The organism is Endozoicomonas atrinae, assembly GCF_001647025.1.
GTDB lineage: Bacteria > Pseudomonadota > Gammaproteobacteria > Pseudomonadales > Endozoicomonadaceae > Endozoicomonas > Endozoicomonas atrinae.
Genome location: NZ_LUKQ02000122.1, coordinates 1 through 16,708 on the forward strand (window position 1 = coordinate 1; position 16,708 = coordinate 16,708).

The 16,708-nt window shown below is 46.1% G+C and carries 11 protein-coding genes and 2 tRNA genes; 8 read left to right on the forward strand and 5 right to left on the reverse strand.

Features of this window, described 5'->3' with window-relative positions; translation table 11 throughout:
* Nucleotides 1–194: 194 nt before the first annotated feature.
* Both AK963_RS16360 and AK963_RS16365 read left to right on the forward strand, forming a co-directional pair.
* Nucleotides 195–270 (forward strand) — tRNA-Val (locus AK963_RS16360).
* A gap of 39 nt (nucleotides 271–309) precedes the next feature.
* Nucleotides 310–385: transfer RNA gene (locus AK963_RS16365), tRNA-Val, on the forward strand.
* A gap of 222 nt (nucleotides 386–607) precedes the next feature.
* On the opposite strand, the gene AK963_RS35450 is transcribed toward AK963_RS16365, so the two are convergent.
* The 3 genes from AK963_RS35450 to AK963_RS16380 all read right to left on the reverse strand — a co-directional run bounded on the left by AK963_RS35450 (nucleotide 608) and on the right by AK963_RS16380 (nucleotide 5,467).
* On the reverse strand, nucleotides 608–844 hold the full coding sequence (locus AK963_RS35450) for a YkgJ family cysteine cluster protein (protein ID WP_139117456.1): 237 nt from the start codon (nucleotides 842–844) through the stop codon (nucleotides 608–610).
* 61 nt (nucleotides 845–905) lie between these two features.
* A complete protein-coding gene (locus AK963_RS16370) occupies nucleotides 906–4,127 on the reverse strand; it encodes an ankyrin repeat domain-containing protein (RefSeq protein WP_066016518.1) in 3,222 nt (1,073 codons plus the stop codon).
* 1,142 nt (nucleotides 4,128–5,269) lie between these two features.
* The gene (locus tag AK963_RS16380; protein WP_066016520.1) at nucleotides 5,270–5,467 is read right to left on the reverse strand and encodes a hypothetical protein; all 198 of its coding nucleotides are present in this window, start codon (nucleotides 5,465–5,467) and stop codon (nucleotides 5,270–5,272) included.
* A gap of 155 nt (nucleotides 5,468–5,622) precedes the next feature.
* Here AK963_RS16380 and AK963_RS16385 point away from each other — a divergent pair, with 155 nt between their 5' ends.
* Nucleotides 5,623–8,712: a chitinase C-terminal domain-containing protein gene (locus AK963_RS16385; RefSeq protein WP_066016521.1), complete on the forward strand. Its 3,090-nt coding sequence runs from the start codon at nucleotides 5,623–5,625 to the stop codon at nucleotides 8,710–8,712.
* A 129-nt stretch (nucleotides 8,713–8,841) separates the two neighbouring features.
* Here the strand turns inward: AK963_RS16385 and AK963_RS16390 are convergent, their stop codons facing one another.
* Nucleotides 8,842–9,327, reverse strand: coding sequence for a hypothetical protein (locus tag AK963_RS16390; protein ID WP_066016522.1), 486 nt, complete (start codon nucleotides 9,325–9,327; stop codon nucleotides 8,842–8,844).
* Between the two features lie 311 nt (nucleotides 9,328–9,638).
* A complete protein-coding gene (locus AK963_RS16395; RefSeq protein ID WP_066016527.1) occupies nucleotides 9,639–11,036 on the reverse strand; it encodes a M20/M25/M40 family metallo-hydrolase in 1,398 nt (465 codons plus the stop codon).
* Between the two features lie 235 nt (nucleotides 11,037–11,271).
* Between AK963_RS16395 and AK963_RS16400 the strand changes: the two genes are divergently transcribed.
* From AK963_RS16400 to AK963_RS16420, 5 genes are all read left to right on the forward strand, one after another.
* Nucleotides 11,272–11,829, forward strand: coding sequence for a hypothetical protein (locus tag AK963_RS16400; RefSeq protein ID WP_139117454.1), 558 nt, complete (start codon nucleotides 11,272–11,274; stop codon nucleotides 11,827–11,829).
* 82 nt (nucleotides 11,830–11,911) lie between these two features.
* Entirely contained in the window at nucleotides 11,912–12,754 is an 843-nt protein-coding gene (locus AK963_RS16405) for an SPFH domain-containing protein (RefSeq protein WP_202969799.1), read from the forward strand.
* A 164-nt stretch (nucleotides 12,755–12,918) separates the two neighbouring features.
* On the forward strand, nucleotides 12,919–13,401 hold the full coding sequence (gene purE, locus AK963_RS16410) for a 5-(carboxyamino)imidazole ribonucleotide mutase (protein WP_066016525.1): 483 nt from the start codon (nucleotides 12,919–12,921) through the stop codon (nucleotides 13,399–13,401).
* 12 nt (nucleotides 13,402–13,413) lie between these two features.
* Nucleotides 13,414–14,562, forward strand: a complete 1,149-nt coding sequence (locus AK963_RS16415; RefSeq protein ID WP_066016526.1) for a 5-(carboxyamino)imidazole ribonucleotide synthase — start codon at nucleotides 13,414–13,416, stop codon at nucleotides 14,560–14,562.
* A gap of 474 nt (nucleotides 14,563–15,036) precedes the next feature.
* Nucleotides 15,037–16,708 (forward strand): hypothetical protein (locus tag AK963_RS16420; protein ID WP_139117455.1); only part of this gene is annotated, 1,672 nt, incomplete at its 3' end.

Below are 16,708 nucleotides of genomic sequence, written 5' to 3' on the forward strand. Positions count from 1 at the left end.
AGAGTCAGCTTAGTAAAATATTTAACTTTCTGGAACTATCAGACTTGCAGACCACCCCAAAAAGCTATACTTAACGACAGGTCATTTTGGACTGGTGTTTTGAGGACTTTTTACGCCGGTGATGACACCTGTTAGAATTAAGCCGATTGGAGTGTTGCATTTTTTAGCTGCATTGATAATATACGCACCACTTCAGTCGGTTAGCTCAGTTGGTAGAGCACCACCTTGACATGGTGGGGGTCGCTGGTTCAAGTCCAGTACCGACTACCAGTTTTACACTGTGTTCCTGTTCAGGGGCATATCGAATATAGTCGGTTAGCTCAGTTGGTAGAGCACCACCTTGACATGGTGGGGGTCGCTGGTTCAAGTCCAGTACCGACTACCAAATTCTATAGTTATTTCTCTCATCAATAGTATCCAAATTGGCTATTTCTGGTTATCTATTGATAAAGTTTGCCCAGTGGTAGCCTAAAATAAGGCGACAGTAGTGTCTTGCTGTCAGGTAAAATTGCACGCGAATGGAATTACCATGAAGCTTCAAAGATGAAGAGCAGGCCTTTCAGTTTATATTGGTGCAAGATTCAAAATCGGATCCCGGTTTGTATAATTAACGCGAAATTGCCATATATTCGACCTTTTCACTATTAAATTCATAATAATTCATTTCGAATTCTCGATAAATCAAAGGCCGCTTTTCATAAATCGAACACATATAAGTATTGGGATATAAAGCTGAGCACCAACCAGCCAAACGTAACATAGTTTCTGCGCCCCATTTATCGAGAGAAATATGGACGTCAGAAACACCTGTGTCAGTTTTTAAACTGAAATTTACACGACTAATGGCTCTCTAAAAAGAATGCCCCCGTTTTTTCCGTTTTTCAGTTCTATGAAGGAAAGCAGGATCAGGCCTTTTGTCCTGTCTGAGCAGATGCCAGGCCTGATTCGGGTCGGTCCTTGGGGTCCTGCTGGGTGAAAAAGACCTCAAGCCTTTTCATATCCTCTCTAACCTGTGGGTCTGGTACTTTCTGTTCTACCTGCATTCTGAAATGTTCCAGAGCCATTTGCTGGTGATTGTTTTTCTGATTAAATTTCGTGCCGTATTTTTGCAGTATTTCAGACATCATACGTAGATCAACTGCTTCTATGACACCGATGTGATTTATCTGGATGTTGCGTATCTGCTCTTCAGTAAATCGATTAGCATAGGTTGTTTCGAGTTTTGTCACTCTCATGACGGCTGCTTTCGCTAACGAATGCAAGGGAGTTGAGCCATCATTAGTCAGCGCATTTGGGTTTACTTGAACTTCACTGGGAGAAAACAGAGCCTCTAATGTATCAGGGGCATTGTTGGATACCTTCATACAGGCAATATGCACTGGATAATATTCCGGGTAGCCAGGATGCAGTGGTTCATGTGGGTTAGCTCCCCGTTCCAGCAGGAATTCGATCACCTCATCTTGTTGTTTTGCTACGGCCAACTGAACAGGCCTGTAAATCATGACAGGCTCAGTGATGAATTCCCTGAATATGTCTTCAGTAAGGAACTCTGAGGGCATATTGACGTCCGCCCCAGCCTCGATAAGAAGGCTTAAATTGTTAAGTATGACCTCTTCCAGTTCACCTTTTTCTTCCGGAGGTAACGTGCTGGAATGTATAACCGCTATCCTGTAGATCGCATACAGAACAATACTGGCCCTTACTGTCACGCCATTAATAGAGACATCGGGGGTGATGTTAATATCGCAGCCTTTTTCGATCATGCCTGTGATGTGTTTGAGGGTGAGTGATACTTTGTGGTTAAAAATAAGAAACAGCGGTGGTAACCCCTCGTCGGTTACGGGTTCATTGATGTTTTCTGGTTTAAGCTGTGCTATCGCTTTATTTATCCAGCCTACTTGGAGATGTGTTAGAAAGTCGCCGTGGCTTTTCTCTGATGGACCTAAAACGGGGGGCGTAGAAACAACTGCCGTATTCTGTTGGGTAAAAAACACCTCAAGTTTTTTCATATCCTGTTTAAGCCGTTCGTCCGATATCTCCTGTTCTACCTGTGTTCTGAAGACTTCCAGAGCTGTTTGCTGGTGGTTGTTTCGTCTCTCAAAGTCCGTGCCGTGTTTCTGTAAACTTTCTGACAGCTGTTTTAGCTCAAGTTGCTCCAGGTCGGTGATGGCACTTTGCTGAAGTTTGTATACCTGTTTTTTACCCTGTTTAGCCTGTGTAGTTTCCAGATTTTTCACTTTCAAGACAGCTGATTTTGCTAAAAGATGCATAACCGTTGAACCATCACTGGTTACGGTGTTTGGTGTTGTCTTAAATTTACTGGATTTATAGAGATGATCTAACATTTGAACGGTGTCTGGCACTATTTTCATACAGGCAACATGAGCCAGATCGCATGTCAGGTCTCCGGCTTCCAGTGGGGTATCCGGATTTGCTCCTTTTGTCAGCAAATGCTCGATCACGAGACGCGATGGTATTATGAAGGCCAGCTGAAGAGGGGAAAGCTTCACTGTCAGATGAGGCGTGTATTCTTCGAACATATCCTTTCTAAGGAATTCTGCCGTCATATTGACGTCCGCACCTGCCTCAATAATGTGTCTGAAGTTTCCTAAGGTGATTCTTGCTTGTTCACATTGTTCTTCCTCTGATAGAGTGTCGTTGACGGCAGTGTCATACTTGTAGATCGCATACAGTAAAGGGCTGGTCTTTACTGTATGCCCCTGAATAAGTAGTGGGAAAACTTCATTAAGATTGCAGCCTTTATTAACCATTTTTATGATATATCGAGTTTCAAGTAATAAACCTTTTTCAAGAAGATAAAAAATCGGTGGAAAACCAGCGCCAGAAACGGGCTTATTGATATTGTCAGCCGTTAGCTGGTTTATCGCTTTGCCTGGGTTACCTATTTTCAAATAAGTTTCAAATCGTCCATGGCTCACTTCAGGTGTTTTTGCAACGGGTTGTGTAGAAACAACGGCTTTACTGGCTGGCGGTAATTGGCTGAGTGCGACATCAATTTCATCTCTTTGTGGTGTTTGCTTCTTTTTTTTGTGCTTTCTGTGCTTTTTGTGTGAGGGGGCTGAATCCTGTGAGGGAGTCATTTGCTCCCGCGAAGATTCCACTGTATTTTCAGGAGCGGCTGTTGTTTTGTGAGGGTGATAGGTAACCGATGCGCTCTGTGTCATTTGCATCTCGGCTTTTGGAGGTTTCTCAGAATTAGCGGAGATTTTTTCCTGCTTTGCCGGGAGGGAAGGGGGGGCGTCAGATTGTGGTTCATGAATATGAATGGCTTCTATACCTGTAGCTAAAGCCGTATCAAGGTTTGGCTGATGCTTCTCGAGTAATGATTTAATAAAGGACTCAAATACTCGATCTTCATTGGCAGTGAAATCGAGCTCTTCATGGTGCTCCTGCATAAACGTTAATAAATCCAGCCGCCTGTCAATCGGTAATGTATTATCATCGAAAACGGCGCAGGCCAGCTGATACATTGGACGTATATACTGCTTATTGTCACGGGCACACAATAAAATTTTGAGTTCATCAAGTATCAAAACGGTGGGAACAAACCATTCAGTTTCTTCAAGCTTTATTTCTTTTGATAGCCTGATGAGTTCTGTCGTCATTTCGGTTAAGCGTGAAGTCAGAAGTTTGGATAGTTGTTCCTCATCGGCATCGGACATACTTTCCTTGTCAAGAAATTTGAAGCATGTGAGAAAATCTTTTTTGCAGTCCAGGTAAATAGATTTAAGTCTTTCAGGAAAGCTTTCGTAAAAATGTGCTTCAAAGAGCGTTAAAACTTGAGCATCAACGTAGCATTTTTTCAGTTCCTCAATAATTTGTTCTGTTGGACTTAAGGCTTTTGTTGCCGCTTGAGGCTTTGAGAATTCGGGAGTTGCCTGGGACGATCTTTGTGTCAGGCTTGCGTCCGGCCGCATCTTTCCGTTGCTGGCCTCCGCATGCGTATCGCCTTGCTGATATGAGTATTGCTGCTGAATGTCCACAATATCCGCCTTTCTCTGAAAGGCCCTTGATGCCTGTCCTCTCCTGATTGATGCAGCGTAGCATTCCTGCTGAGACTCCGTCTGGTTCAAGGTGGTTCCTACTGAATTTAATGGACTCGTCATAGAATATTTCCTGATAACTGTCAGTTCATACAGTAGACCCACTAATGACTGTTTGGTTGCACAGGGCTAATGTTGAAGTGATCCAATAACTCCAGACACCTCGTTAAGTACAATAGTACAAATGATAGAGAGGGTATTAATTGGAAAGAAAAACAGGAAAAACTGGGGTCATATATGGTCCACTGCAAGATTATGAAGCCCCGCAGCCTGCAAGCACCTCAGAGAGGTAGCGGGTACTCATCGCGGCTTTCTTTTGCTTCCGTTTAATGCTTGCCTTAAACGTTTTTGTATTGTCCAACAAATTGACTGCAATGTGTTTGATACCAGCGAATATTTCGGGAGCATTGTCTCTTCTAACTCGGCACTCACCTTCTCTCATTGCTTTTAAGATCGGTTTTAATTTGGCCCAATACCACATCATTAGTAGCGGAAAGTGCACTGATTATATGAATTGCACCTTTATTTTGGAGAAATGCAAGGGCAATAATCTGACCCAATCTTCGCGTATGATCCAGTGTGTTTTTGTCATTTATGACGATATATTCTTATCAAAATCAGAGTGATTTTAAACCGGAAGGCGGGACATAAGCGGGACTTTATTGAGGACATAAAGATACTGGCTGGATAAAAAATAATCAGCAAGAAAAATTGAAATTCCCTGCAAAACCATGAGTCATGGTTTTATGAGAACAGAACCCAACTCATTGACATGGTTGGGGTCGCTGGTTCAACTCCAGTACCGACTACCAGATTCTGTTTTTCTTATCAAAATAAATCATTTCCTGTTGGCTTTTCCTGTTAACCATGTACATGGCTTTCCTATTGGCTTACTGAAATCAGGCGCAGGAATTGAGGTGTTACTGGGTGATCTTAACCGTTCGAACAGAGACCATCTGTCTCTGAGAATGACTTGTTCTTTCGAATGCTCTAAAAGTAGCTCTCCCAGTGCAATGACGGGAATTAACTTTCCTTTATTGCCATAGCTGTAGTCCATGGCAATTCCCTCGAAAAACAGTCCTGATTCAACCCACTCAAGGGAGCCTTTGATGTAACTCGATCCAGTGTATTTTGGAATGCAAGCTGGTCACGGCCTTAGACTCCTGTGTTTGAGACGGCTCATCTGGGAACAGTGTTCGCTGGTTTCAAGTCAGTTCAACCGGCGTATACCACTTGGCATCCAGTGCTTTCAGCATTTTTCCACTGTCGTCTTTTGTATCAACCAGCCAGCCAGATGGGCAGTCAATGGACCGGTAGCAGCGGATGACTGTCCTGGGCCGGTTTTTCTGAACCGGATAGAAATGAGTGGTTACCTGGTCTCCAGGCTGAAAAGGCATTTTCATGGCAGACTTCTGATATTTACCTGGTTTCGTAATCGACTTCACACTTTGCTGTATTGCCTGTAAGGCTGACTTCTGAGAATGTAAACAATGTAACCGGTTTCTGAAAGCGGTTTCATTGTAGTGAAGCGAATTATTACATTCTTTGGGAACTATTCATGTTTAGACTATCCAGCCTGTTTGCGCTGAGCAGCTTAGCCATGGTGACCTCAGTCTCGGCATTGGCTTATGACTGTTCACCACTTGGCTCATGGGAGTCAACTGTCGCTTATAATGGCGGTGACAGGATTCAACATAATAATAAAGCCTATCAGGCAAACTGGTGGACACAGGGAAATAATCCCGAACAGTTTTCATCGGCTTATCAGGAATGGACTTTACTGGGCAGCTGTAACGGGACGGAGCCACCGCCGGAAGAAAACATGCCACCGCAGGTCAGCCTGACTTCGCCAGTGAGTGGCGCTGTGTATTCTGAGGGAGACTCTGTATTGTTGCGTGCGGATGCATCTGACGAAGATGGTTCCATCAATAAAGTTGAGTTCTATGTCAATAATGCTCTTGCTGGATCGGATACCACAGCACCTTACTCACTCAGTTGGCGTTCAGTTGTAGGGTCTCATTCGATTTCTGCCAGGGCTATTGATGACCAGGGCACCAGCAGCAGCTCTTTGGCATCGGTTATTGAGGTTTTGGCGGAAGTTCAGAACCAGTTGCCACAGGTCAGTCTGACGTCTCCGATTGATGGTTCCGAATACCAGCCGGGAGATAAGGTGTTTTTGACCGCTGATGCTAGTGACCGTGATGGTACTATCAGTAAAGTGTCGTTTTATGCCAACAGTGTTCTTCTGGGAGAAGACAGTACCGAACCCTACTCACTGGAGTGGGTCGCTGCCGAAGGGCGTCAGCAAATCAAAGCGGTAGCTACTGATAACGACAATGGCTCCAGCACCTCAAAAACCGTCGTAGTCAATGTTGGTGAAGTGGTTCCTCCCCCACCGGGTGACAGCAGTTGCCGTCCTGATGGTCTCTATCAGACACCGGGTGTCAGCACACCCTACTGTACGGTATACGATGAACAGGGAAGGGAAAAAATGGGGGATGATCATCCCCGCCGTATCATTGGTTACTTTACTGCATGGCGGAACGGCGCCAATGGCCAGCCAGCTTATCTCGTAGACGATATCCCCTGGGATAAACTGACTCATATCAATTACGCCTTTGCTCATGTAAACAGTGAAAACCGCATCTCTATCGGTAATCCAGACAACCCTGAAAATCCTGCAACCGGCATGTTGTGGCCTGGGGTTGAAGGTGCGGAGATGTCTCCTGACTATCCATACCAGGGGCATTTTAATCTGCTGAACAAATACAAGCAGCAATACCCGGATGTGAAAACCCTGATCTCGGTTGGCGGCTGGGCGGAAACCGGTGGCTACTTTGACGACAATGGTGACCGTGTCGACAGTGGTGGCTTCTATACCATGACGACCAATACGGATGGCAGCATCAACTATCAGGGCATCAACACCTTTGCTGATTCTGTCGTTGAATTCCTGCGGGACTACGGCTTTGATGGTGCGGATATCGACTATGAATACCCGACATCCATGAACGATGCCGGAAACCCGTTGGACTTTCAGATCGCCAATGCTCTGCGTGGCAGCCTGATGAACTCCTATGTTGAGTTGATGAAAACGCTTCGAGAAAAGCTGGATGCTGCTGGCGCAGAAGACGGTAAGCATTACATGCTGACCATTGCCTCTCCATCCTCAGGCTACCTGCTTCGAGGCATGGAAACCTTCCAGATTACTCAGTACCTGGACTATGTAAACATCATGTCCTACGACCTGCACGGTGCCTGGAATGAGTATGTGGGGCATAACGCGGCACTGTTTGACACCGGTGAAGATGCAGAGCTGGCATCAGCTAATGTCTATGGCACAGAGCAGTATGGTGGAATCGGTTACCTGAATACTGACTGGGCGGTGAAATACTTCCGCGGTGCCATGCAGGCGGGTCGAATCAATATCGGTATTCCTTACTATACCCGTGGCTGGCAAGGTGTTACCGGTGGTAATTATGGTTTGAACGGGCGTGGTCCTCTCCCCAGTCAGGCTGATTGTCCGGTGGGAACGGGTGGCAGTGCCAAGTGCGGCTTTGGAGCAACCGGCATTGACAATATCTGGCATGACAAGGATGAAAATGGCAATGAGATGGGGGCTGGTTCCAACCCGCTGTGGCATGCCAAAAACCTTGAGCAGAACATTGTGCCGAGCTACCTCAGGGACTGGGGGTTGAACCCTGAGAGTAATCCGGATCATCAGTTGACGGGGCGCTACCAGCGTTATTACGACAGTGTTGCCGTCGCTCCATGGCTGTGGAATACGGACAAACAGGTGTTCCTATCCATGGAAGACGAAGAGTCCATGGCAACCAAAGTTCAGTACGTGATCGATAATGAAATTGGCGGGATCATGTTCTGGGAGCTGGCCGGTGATTACGGCTGGGATGCTGAGAAAGGGGAGTACGGGTTTGGCACAACACTGACCTCATTGGCTTATGAGCAATTTGTCAATGCAGAACCCTACGGTGATCGTCGTAGCAGCAGGGTTATGCCGGAAGAGGCTGTGGAGGTTGATGTTGCTGTCTATGGCTTCAAGGAAGGCGATCAGAACTATCCTCTGAACCCAACCCTGAAAATCACCAACCAGTCCGGTGTAGCATTGCCCGGTGGCACTGAGTTCCGCTTTGATATGCCCACGTCAACGTCGGATTTCATTTCAGACCAGAGTGGCTTCAAGCTGGAAGTGGTGCTAAGTGGCGCCAATGCCAGTGGCAATAATATTGGTGGCCTGGAAAATGAGTTCCACCGGGTTGCCTTCAGTCTTCCGAGCTGGCAAAACCTGGGCGATGGCGAAAGTGTTGAGTTAACGCTTAACTACTACTTGCCAGTGACTGGCCCACAGGCATGGACAGTCAATATCAATGGCCAGGATTATGCACTTAAGTCAGAATATCCTGAACTGCCATTGGCGGATCTCAGCAGTGGCCCTGGTGGCGGTAGCGAACTGTGCAGTGATCTTGGGGTTGATACTTCCGGTCTGAGCACTTACCCCAACTGGCCTAATGGCAGCAATGCCAATGGCGGCGATCAGGTGATCCATAACGGCAGCGTCTACAAGGCCAAATGGTGGACTACCAGCGAGCCGGGCAGTGATGAGTCCTGGTCGTTTGTCTGTACCATGTGATTGTTTGCTAAATAGAAATGAAGATTCAAAGCTGCCCTGGTTTCAGGACAGCTTTGCTTTTATTAGACAAGAAGCGTATGCATTTCTGAAAAGCAATTAACTTTTCTTTTCAGTCAACCAAGAGTCAATTTAAACCCTGAGCCATTTCCAAAGTCGACTTTTTCCCTCTCCAAAAGCAGCTTTACCTGCATCTTTAGCCCTTCGCGCGGCCTCTACGTACTGCCCATCCTCTAGCTCTTCCTTCATTTTTGCAACGTTTTGCTGCCTGGCTTCTTTGTTATTAAGTTCGTTCAATTCATTTTTCGAAACATCTATGGACTCTTTAAGAGCTACCCGCTCTTCCTGATCACGATAGATGTGTAGCTTTAGCAGAACGTTGCAAAAAAATATATTTAAATAATGCTTCACCTTTTCTAGCCAGACAATTTTACGGCTGGAAAGATCTTTTCCATTAATTACTATGCGTTCTGGCCTTTGGGTATTTGTAGCTTTTACTTTTTTAGTATTTCGGCCAAATACTTTGGGTATACGGCTTAATTTTGACTGTTTTTTTTGTCCCACTTTTCGTTGAGGCTGAGCCGGTGCATGCCTTATTCCATCAGATCGACCAAACATAGCCTGTACTCCTATTCAGACCAATTTTTGCCAATGTATGAAATAATTTATGGGAATAAAATTATACTTTAGTGCTATTATTTTGCGATGGCAATATAATTATTTGATTTTTAAGGGAATATATTGATTTTAAATACTTTTGATAATTGTTTTATTGTTTGTGTTGAATTCATTGATGATTAACAAAAAGAAATTCTCATGTTATGTAATTTGGCAGATGCTCTTTAAAGACTCTTCATTACGATAAAATCTGTGCAAAGCATAAGTGAAACCTCTAGTTCATTGGTCATGTGTTTTTTAAATCAGTTTGATTAATCATTAGAAATTGGGCGCAACGTAAATTTTGATTGTGCCATTAAATAAGCAAACTGAGCGTAGGCTGTCACATTCTGCTGCAGTGCCACCGGGTCAATTTTATCTAATGTATCATTTGGCGAATGGTGGTAGTCAAAGTAATCAGTCCCATCCTGTCTTAATGAGGCAACCGGCACCCCTTTGGTATGAAGGAACGATACGTCGGGTCCTCCAGTAGAGCTGTTATTACCCATGGCAACACCATTGGCTGTCATCGGCTGAACCAGTTGAATAATTTCTGCAAAATGAGAGTTATTAATTCCAAAATCAATTTGGTAAACAGGAGCGGCACCAAAGTCGGATTCGGCTGCGATATAGTGTTTATCAAGCTCTTCCTGATGGTCTTTAGCATAGGCCCTGGCGCCAAAATATCCCACCTCTTCCGCTGCGAAGAGCACCACCCTGACAGTGCGTGCAGGTTTGGCCGGCAGATCCTGAATTAGCTTTGCAGCCGCAGTGACAATGGCGACACCGGCTCCATCGTCGCTGGCTCCCGTACCTTCATCCCAGGAATCCAGATGCGCACTGATCAACACCAGTTCTTCAGGTTTGCTTGAACCGGTTACTTCGGCAATGACATTGAACGATGTGGTGAACCCCCTGGATTTTGAAGAAAGTTGAAGTTTTATCTCCACATCATGGCCTCGCCTGAGCATGGCGTTGATCAGCTCTGCATCTGGTGCGGAGATTGCCACGGCTGGAATTTTATCGATTCCATCCTGGTATTGGACCATTCCTGTCTGGGCAATCCGGTTCTGGCTGGTACCAACGGTGCGATTGATAACTGCAAGTGCTCCTTTTTGAGCGGCAACAGATGCCCCATGCAAACGGGCGGCGGCACTTTTCACATACCCTTTGCTGGTTTTGTGGCGTTCAGTCAGCTGGTCAATAAATACAATTTTACCTGACACCTCTGCGGTTGATGCTTTCTCCAGCGATGCCAGCGAGTCAAATCGAACAATGTGGGCTGTAATACCTGCAGAAGGGGTGCCAACACTGCCTCCTAACGCGGTAATCACCAAAGGCTGTGAGTAAGGGAATGTTATTGACGCTTTGGCTTCACCTCGTTCCCATACAGGTACCTGTACAGGTTCTTTGTATACACGGTCAAAATTCAGGGAAGTTAACTTTTTGATGGCCCACTCTACAGCAATGGGATCCTTCTCACTGCCCGCGAGCCTTGGGCCTACCTCAACGGTTAAGGATTCAACCAGTTCATAGGCGAGGTTGGAATCGAAAGCTTTTTTTTGCAGTAGCGCCGGAACATTATCTTCATGGATTCTGTGGGAGGGCTGACATCCAGCAAGCCAGACGATGGTCAACAGTGAGATCAGGCTGAGAAGATGGTTGCTCATGGTCATCTCTTATTTTCTGTCCTATCCCAGAATGATATCTGTAAAGGTTAGTAAGGCTTTAATTAAGCCTCAGCAGTCTGGCCAAATCCTTTGCTCCGGCAGCATGGATGAATACCAGTATTGTTGAAACACTGAGTAATTAATTCTGTTGATTACTTTTTATACGTAACTGTTATAGTGAGTTATTAATGGAGCTGTATTGCTGTAACGTATAACAACAGGGAATGTCAGCACTATGAAATGGATAACAATTCTAATAATGGTCATCGGGCTGGTTTTGATTGTGTACAGTGGGTCAATGTACATCCAGTCGGGTGAGGTAGCTCAAACTATTCCCCTGGATAAAATTGGTGAGAGCGAGGGTTCTGTTGAACTCACACCGGATATGAGCCCTGTTCGGGTAATATTGAATACAGAATTTATCAGCCGTACGAAAAGTGAAGCTGTCAGGTTCTACAGTTACACAGTTGACATCAGGGATGACCAAAATAATGAGGTGCTTTCGCAAAGCGGTGCGCTCACCCTGCGTCGTGAAAGTAAGGATATTCCTGCCAATGAATTATCCCGTACCCAACGACGTATCCATTCTATCGATGTTTTTTCTGTACCTAAGAAGTCAACCTATCATTGGGAGGCTCAGCTGACGAATCGGCAGGCCGAGGTCAGCAGTGCTCATCTGGAAATACGGCGGAATGTTGAAACTGAACTTCCCATGAGCTTATGGTTGGGGCTTGGTTTACTTATCGGTGGAATCCTTTTAGGATTTTTCATCACGAAAAGAAGCGAAGAGTAAATGGCTCCGTGCTGATGCCCGACCTGATTCAGTGGGCAGTCTTTTTGCTGACCTGATAATTAAAATAGAATCTAAGGATGTAATGATGCTTCAAAAGAAGTCTTCTCTGTTGGGAAGTATGACTGGGCTTCTCGTTGTAGGGATTCTTTCTGTTTTATCGCTCACAGCATGTACCAACCCTAATACGCCTGCAGGCCACGAGGGCTATGTCTACGAAAAGCCGAGGGTGTTTGGGGCTGGAGGCTATCGGGCAACCCTGACCGGGCCGGGTAACTATGGTGTTTCTCTCTGGCGTAATCAGGTCATTAATATTGATATGAGACCCAACACTTATACCGAACATTTTAAAATACTGGCCAATGATGACCTGAATATTACGTTTGATTTTCACGCCGTTATTGCCATCAAACCGGGTACTGTTCGTGATGTGGTGGAGAATTATGGGGGGGAGAAGTGGTATGCACGTTATGTGCGGGAAACATTCCGAACCTTCGTTCGCGATGCGGTGCAGAAATACGATAGCGGTGATTTGAAAACCAATCGTGAAAATATTGCGCTGGAAGTGACCGAGAAGTTGCGTGGCTATCTTTCAGTAACGCCTTTCAATATAGCCAACATTGTTGTTGGCAATATCAATTACCCGGAAATCGTTGCCAATGCGGTTGAGAAAAAGCTCGCTGCTCAGCAACTGCTCTCTGAGAAAGAAACCCAGAAAGATATTGCCCGGAAAGATGCAGAGATACGGGTCGAAGAGGCTAAGGGTATTGCTGAGGCTCAGAGAATTATCAACGCAACGTTAACGTCAAACTACCTTCAACATGAAGCCATCAATGCCCAGCTCAAGATGGCTGAGTCTCCTAATCACACCACGGTGTATATTCCAGTGGGTACCAACGGGATCCCGCTGGTAAAAGGGACTCAATAGGTCTGATCAACCAGTGTTCATGATGAGCCATTTGCCGGTCGGTTAATCTGGCAATGGCTCAGGCGTTGTGATTCGTAGATACTGACGGCGTTTAACCCTGCTTTTCCCTGAAGTCAAACCGGTTATATGTGCTATTATTGCCCGCTCAGAATAAAGGAGTGGTTATGACCGTTGCTATTATCATGGGGTCCAAGTCTGACTGGCCGACGATGCAGCATGCAGCTGAAATGCTCGAAAGATTTGGCATCGACTACGAAACAAAGGTTGTTTCTGCCCACCGCACTCCACAATTGCTGGCAGACTATGCCTCCCAGGCAGCTGCCCGGGGATTCAAAGTGATTATTGCCGGAGCAGGGGGCGCTGCTCACCTGCCCGGGATGGCTGCCGCATTTACCAGCCTTCCTGTTCTGGGAGTGCCTGTTAAGTCCAAAGCGCTGAACGGTATTGATTCCCTGCTGTCTATATGTCAAATGCCGAAAGGGGTAGCCGTTGGAACTCTGGCTATTGGGGAGGCCGGAGCCGCTAATGCTGGCCTGTTGGCTGCCCAGATCCTTGGCTGCCAACAGCCTGAGCTGCAGGCCAAAATTGATGAGTTCAGAAAAGAGCAAACCGAAACGGTATTAGCCAACCCAGACCCTGCTGAGTAATACGAGATCAGTATGAATATTTTAGTGTTAGGTGCCGGCCAGCTTGCGCGAATGATGAGCCTTGCGGGGGCACCGCTGAATATCAATATCATCTCTTATGATGTTGGCTCCGAAAAGCTGATGCATCCCTTGACACTGCATATCGTTGATCAGAGCCTCCCGGAGGCTATTGCTGAATGTGATGCTATTACTGCAGAGTTTGAGCATATTCCGGATGATGTGCTGACCTTGTGCTCATCATCAGGAAAGTTCTACCCTGGAAAACAGGCCATAAAAGCAGGGGGGGACCGAAGCATTGAAAAAGCACTGCTGGATAAAACCGGTGTCCCCTGTGCCCCTTATCAGCTGATTACTGAACGTGCACATCTGGAAACCGCTATTGAGAACCTTGGCCTTCCACTGGTCATTAAAACCTGCCAGGCCGGTTATGATGGCAAGGGACAGTGGCGAATCAAGGTGGACAGTAATGTGGATCAGATCTGGTCGGAAATGTCAGCATTTCTGGCAGCTGGCAGTGCTGATGCACCCCACTCCATCATTGCTGAGCAAATGATTCCCTTTCGCCGAGAAGTTTCCGTTATTGGTGCCCGTGACAAGTCTGGCAATATGGCCATCTATCCGGTTACTGAGAATGAGCATACCAACGGGGTACTGACACTGTCGGTGGCCAGGGCTGTTTCTACCGATATTCATCGTCAGGCGGTGGATGCCTTCAGCAAACTGGCTTCGGAGATGGATTATGTCGGGGTTCTGGCCATCGAGTTTTTTGATGTCGATGGCAAGCTGATGGTGAATGAGATAGCGCCTCGGGTCCATAACTCTGGGCATTGGACCCAGCAGGGAACTCTTTGCAGTCAGTTCGAAAACCATCTCAGGGCGGTGGCCGGTCTGCCCCTTGGTACCACCGAAGCAATAGGGCCCAGTGCCATGATCAACGTTCTTGGTCAGTCAGTTATTCCCTCTGATGTATTGATGGTTTCCAATGTCACCAGTCATTGGTATGGCAAAACCCAGCGGCCTGGTCGCAAAATGGGTCACATCAATGTGGTGGCTGAGTCGGAAGAAGCGCTGGGGGAAAAGCTGATTGCGCTCTCGGCGTTTTTGCCTGAAGACGATTACCCAGGGGTTGCCCAGCGAGGTCGGGATTTAACCCAGGATTAATCAACTGATTCCTTTCAGACCGGGCTGATGTAACAGAATTGTAATGTCAGCTTTTTTTGTTGGGTTCCTGGTGGAGTCAGGTCCTGACTTATGGAGGTTTGTGCCTTGAAAATGTGCTCTCTGTCATCATTGTTAATCAAGTAAGGATGCATTTGACCAGAGCCTGGAAATAGGAATAACGTCAAACCTTTCTCATTATAAGGCCATCGAAGCAGTAAAACATTCACTAATACTTGTGTTACTTGTGTGAGCAGTCGGATTTGGATAGTCAGTTTCCTGCTTTGTCGGATTGAGCATCAAAAAAACTGTTAATGGGTTAACTAATAATTTAGTTGTGACAATCTTCGAGTGTATAGAAGTAAGCTTCTCTACATGTGACAAACCCCGTTACTCTAATTGTGTCAGGAAAAGCCGATATAGCTGAGATTAGTTAAGATCAGGCCCGACAGGCTTTGAGATACAAGGAATAATGGAATGGATTCAGGCAGATCTGCAGGGTTATTTAATAATAACCAATATGCTTATGTGAATAACACTCTTTTGGAACTTGAAGCAATTCACCGGAATCATAAGAGAGCAGAACTGAATATTTTCCTGGAATTGAAGCACGCTAAAGATCGCGATCAGGGCGCTGTCTGGCATCGAAAGGTAGAGGTAGTTCCGTCTCAAACCTCTTTTCTTCAACGTTTGTTAAACCACTTCACGGCTGAAGGCAGGAAACAGCGAAGACAGAAGCGTGAAGCGGCTGATCTATTCCGTAGTCAGGTATGGGAACTGCTCCAGACCGATGAGGCTCCCAATAGTATAAAAAAGCAGATTATATACGACGTTAAAACTGGGGTGCTGCCTTTTCTTAAAAAATCTGAGCGTAAAGCCATACTTCGTAATCAGGACACAATACTGAGAGGCTCGGAAGAACGTAGAATTGTTCGCGAGGCTGCAGGGCTCCTTAGAAAAGGGCTCCCAGAATTGTTGCTGCGCCTACCCAAAGTGAGCTTGGAAGATAGCAGAGGGGTATTGAAGGCCTATTATCAACTGACTGTTCTGTCACCGGAGTTGTTGCCGAGAGGTCATAAAGCTCACAAAGCCATCCGCAAGCTGGAAAAACACTTTCAAAATACTCGGCAAGCTGATGGGTTTTCTGACCTGAAAAATGCCATCACCCTTTCCATTTTACATAACCTTCGGGAGGTACTGGCTCCTGAAGACTATCAACACTTTTTGGGACGTATACAGAGTAATCGTAGCTCTCAGCGTGATCAGGCTTTGCAGACTGTATTCAACCTGATTCTTAATAATGGCACATCGGCGGAACCGTCCATTCATGGTCATCCTCGAGAGTTGGTTACCGCTGATGATCTGGCATTGATTCGAAATAGTCGGCTGCTGCTGGGTAAAAAAAGTGTCAGGCAGTTGGAACGGTTAGAGAGGCAGCTGGAAGAAGATGTTTCTGCTGTACGCCGGAGAATGGATCGATTGCCAGGTGAGTTGAGAAACCTTGGTCTGGATAGGGTCAAAAATGAATTTAAGGACTATGAGGCATTACAGAGTACTCTGGCCGAGGAACATCAGAATCAAAGCAGAGACTTTAAAGAACTCGAAGCTCGTTGCAAAGCCTATCGGGAGTTGATAGCAGAAGGCCGTGCGACATTGCTGGATGTTCAGCTGAATCAAGGTCGTCGCTGGGATTTGGATGTGTTGTCGCAAAGTATGACCAATAGAGCTCATTCCGCACAACATCATCAGATGTTCCGAAAGCTGCTGGATGTGGGGCAGCTACGAGGAGCACAAGTAGATTTAGCTCAGCTGGACTGGCTAATAATGCAGAATAAGCAAGCGCAAACACATATTAATGTTGCCATTGAAGGCGCAGGGCCAACAGGGTTAACACTGGCTTTTACTCAGTTTCAGTCAGGGGCTAACGTATCCGTTTTCGAGAAGCGGAGTACTCAATATAACCGCGTTCAAGTAGTTCGGCTGGACCCTAAATGGATGGATATGCTGAAGTTTTATCTTGGATGTCATCACCGATGTAATAAGTCTTCAAAACACCAGTTTAATTTGACCTCCCGATTAACCCTTTTCTGGCCGATTGTTTTCCTGTTGGTATCAAGCAGGGAGCAGCGCCATGACCAATCGAGAGGAC

What these genes read in the sequence shown, in the direction of transcription:
- AK963_RS16370 (WP_066016518.1), bottom strand. Translation starts at nt 4,127, where the DNA reads ATGACGAGTCCATTAAATTCAGTAGGAACCACCTTGAACCAGACGGAG.
- AK963_RS16380 (WP_066016520.1), bottom strand. Translation starts at nt 5,467, where the DNA reads ATGAAAATGCCTTTTCAGCCTGGAGACCAGGTAACCACTCATTTCTAT.
- AK963_RS16385 (WP_066016521.1), top strand. Translation starts at nt 5,623, where the DNA reads ATGTTTAGACTATCCAGCCTGTTTGCGCTGAGCAGCTTAGCCATGGTG.
- AK963_RS16390 (WP_066016522.1), bottom strand. Translation starts at nt 9,327, where the DNA reads ATGTTTGGTCGATCTGATGGAATAAGGCATGCACCGGCTCAGCCTCAA.
- AK963_RS16395 (WP_066016527.1), bottom strand. Translation starts at nt 11,036, where the DNA reads ATGAGCAACCATCTTCTCAGCCTGATCTCACTGTTGACCATCGTCTGG.
- AK963_RS16400 (WP_139117454.1), top strand. Translation starts at nt 11,272, where the DNA reads ATGAAATGGATAACAATTCTAATAATGGTCATCGGGCTGGTTTTGATT.
- AK963_RS16405 (WP_202969799.1), top strand. Translation starts at nt 11,912, where the DNA reads ATGATGCTTCAAAAGAAGTCTTCTCTGTTGGGAAGTATGACTGGGCTT.
- purE (WP_066016525.1), top strand. Translation starts at nt 12,919, where the DNA reads ATGACCGTTGCTATTATCATGGGGTCCAAGTCTGACTGGCCGACGATG.
- AK963_RS16415 (WP_066016526.1), top strand. Translation starts at nt 13,414, where the DNA reads ATGAATATTTTAGTGTTAGGTGCCGGCCAGCTTGCGCGAATGATGAGC.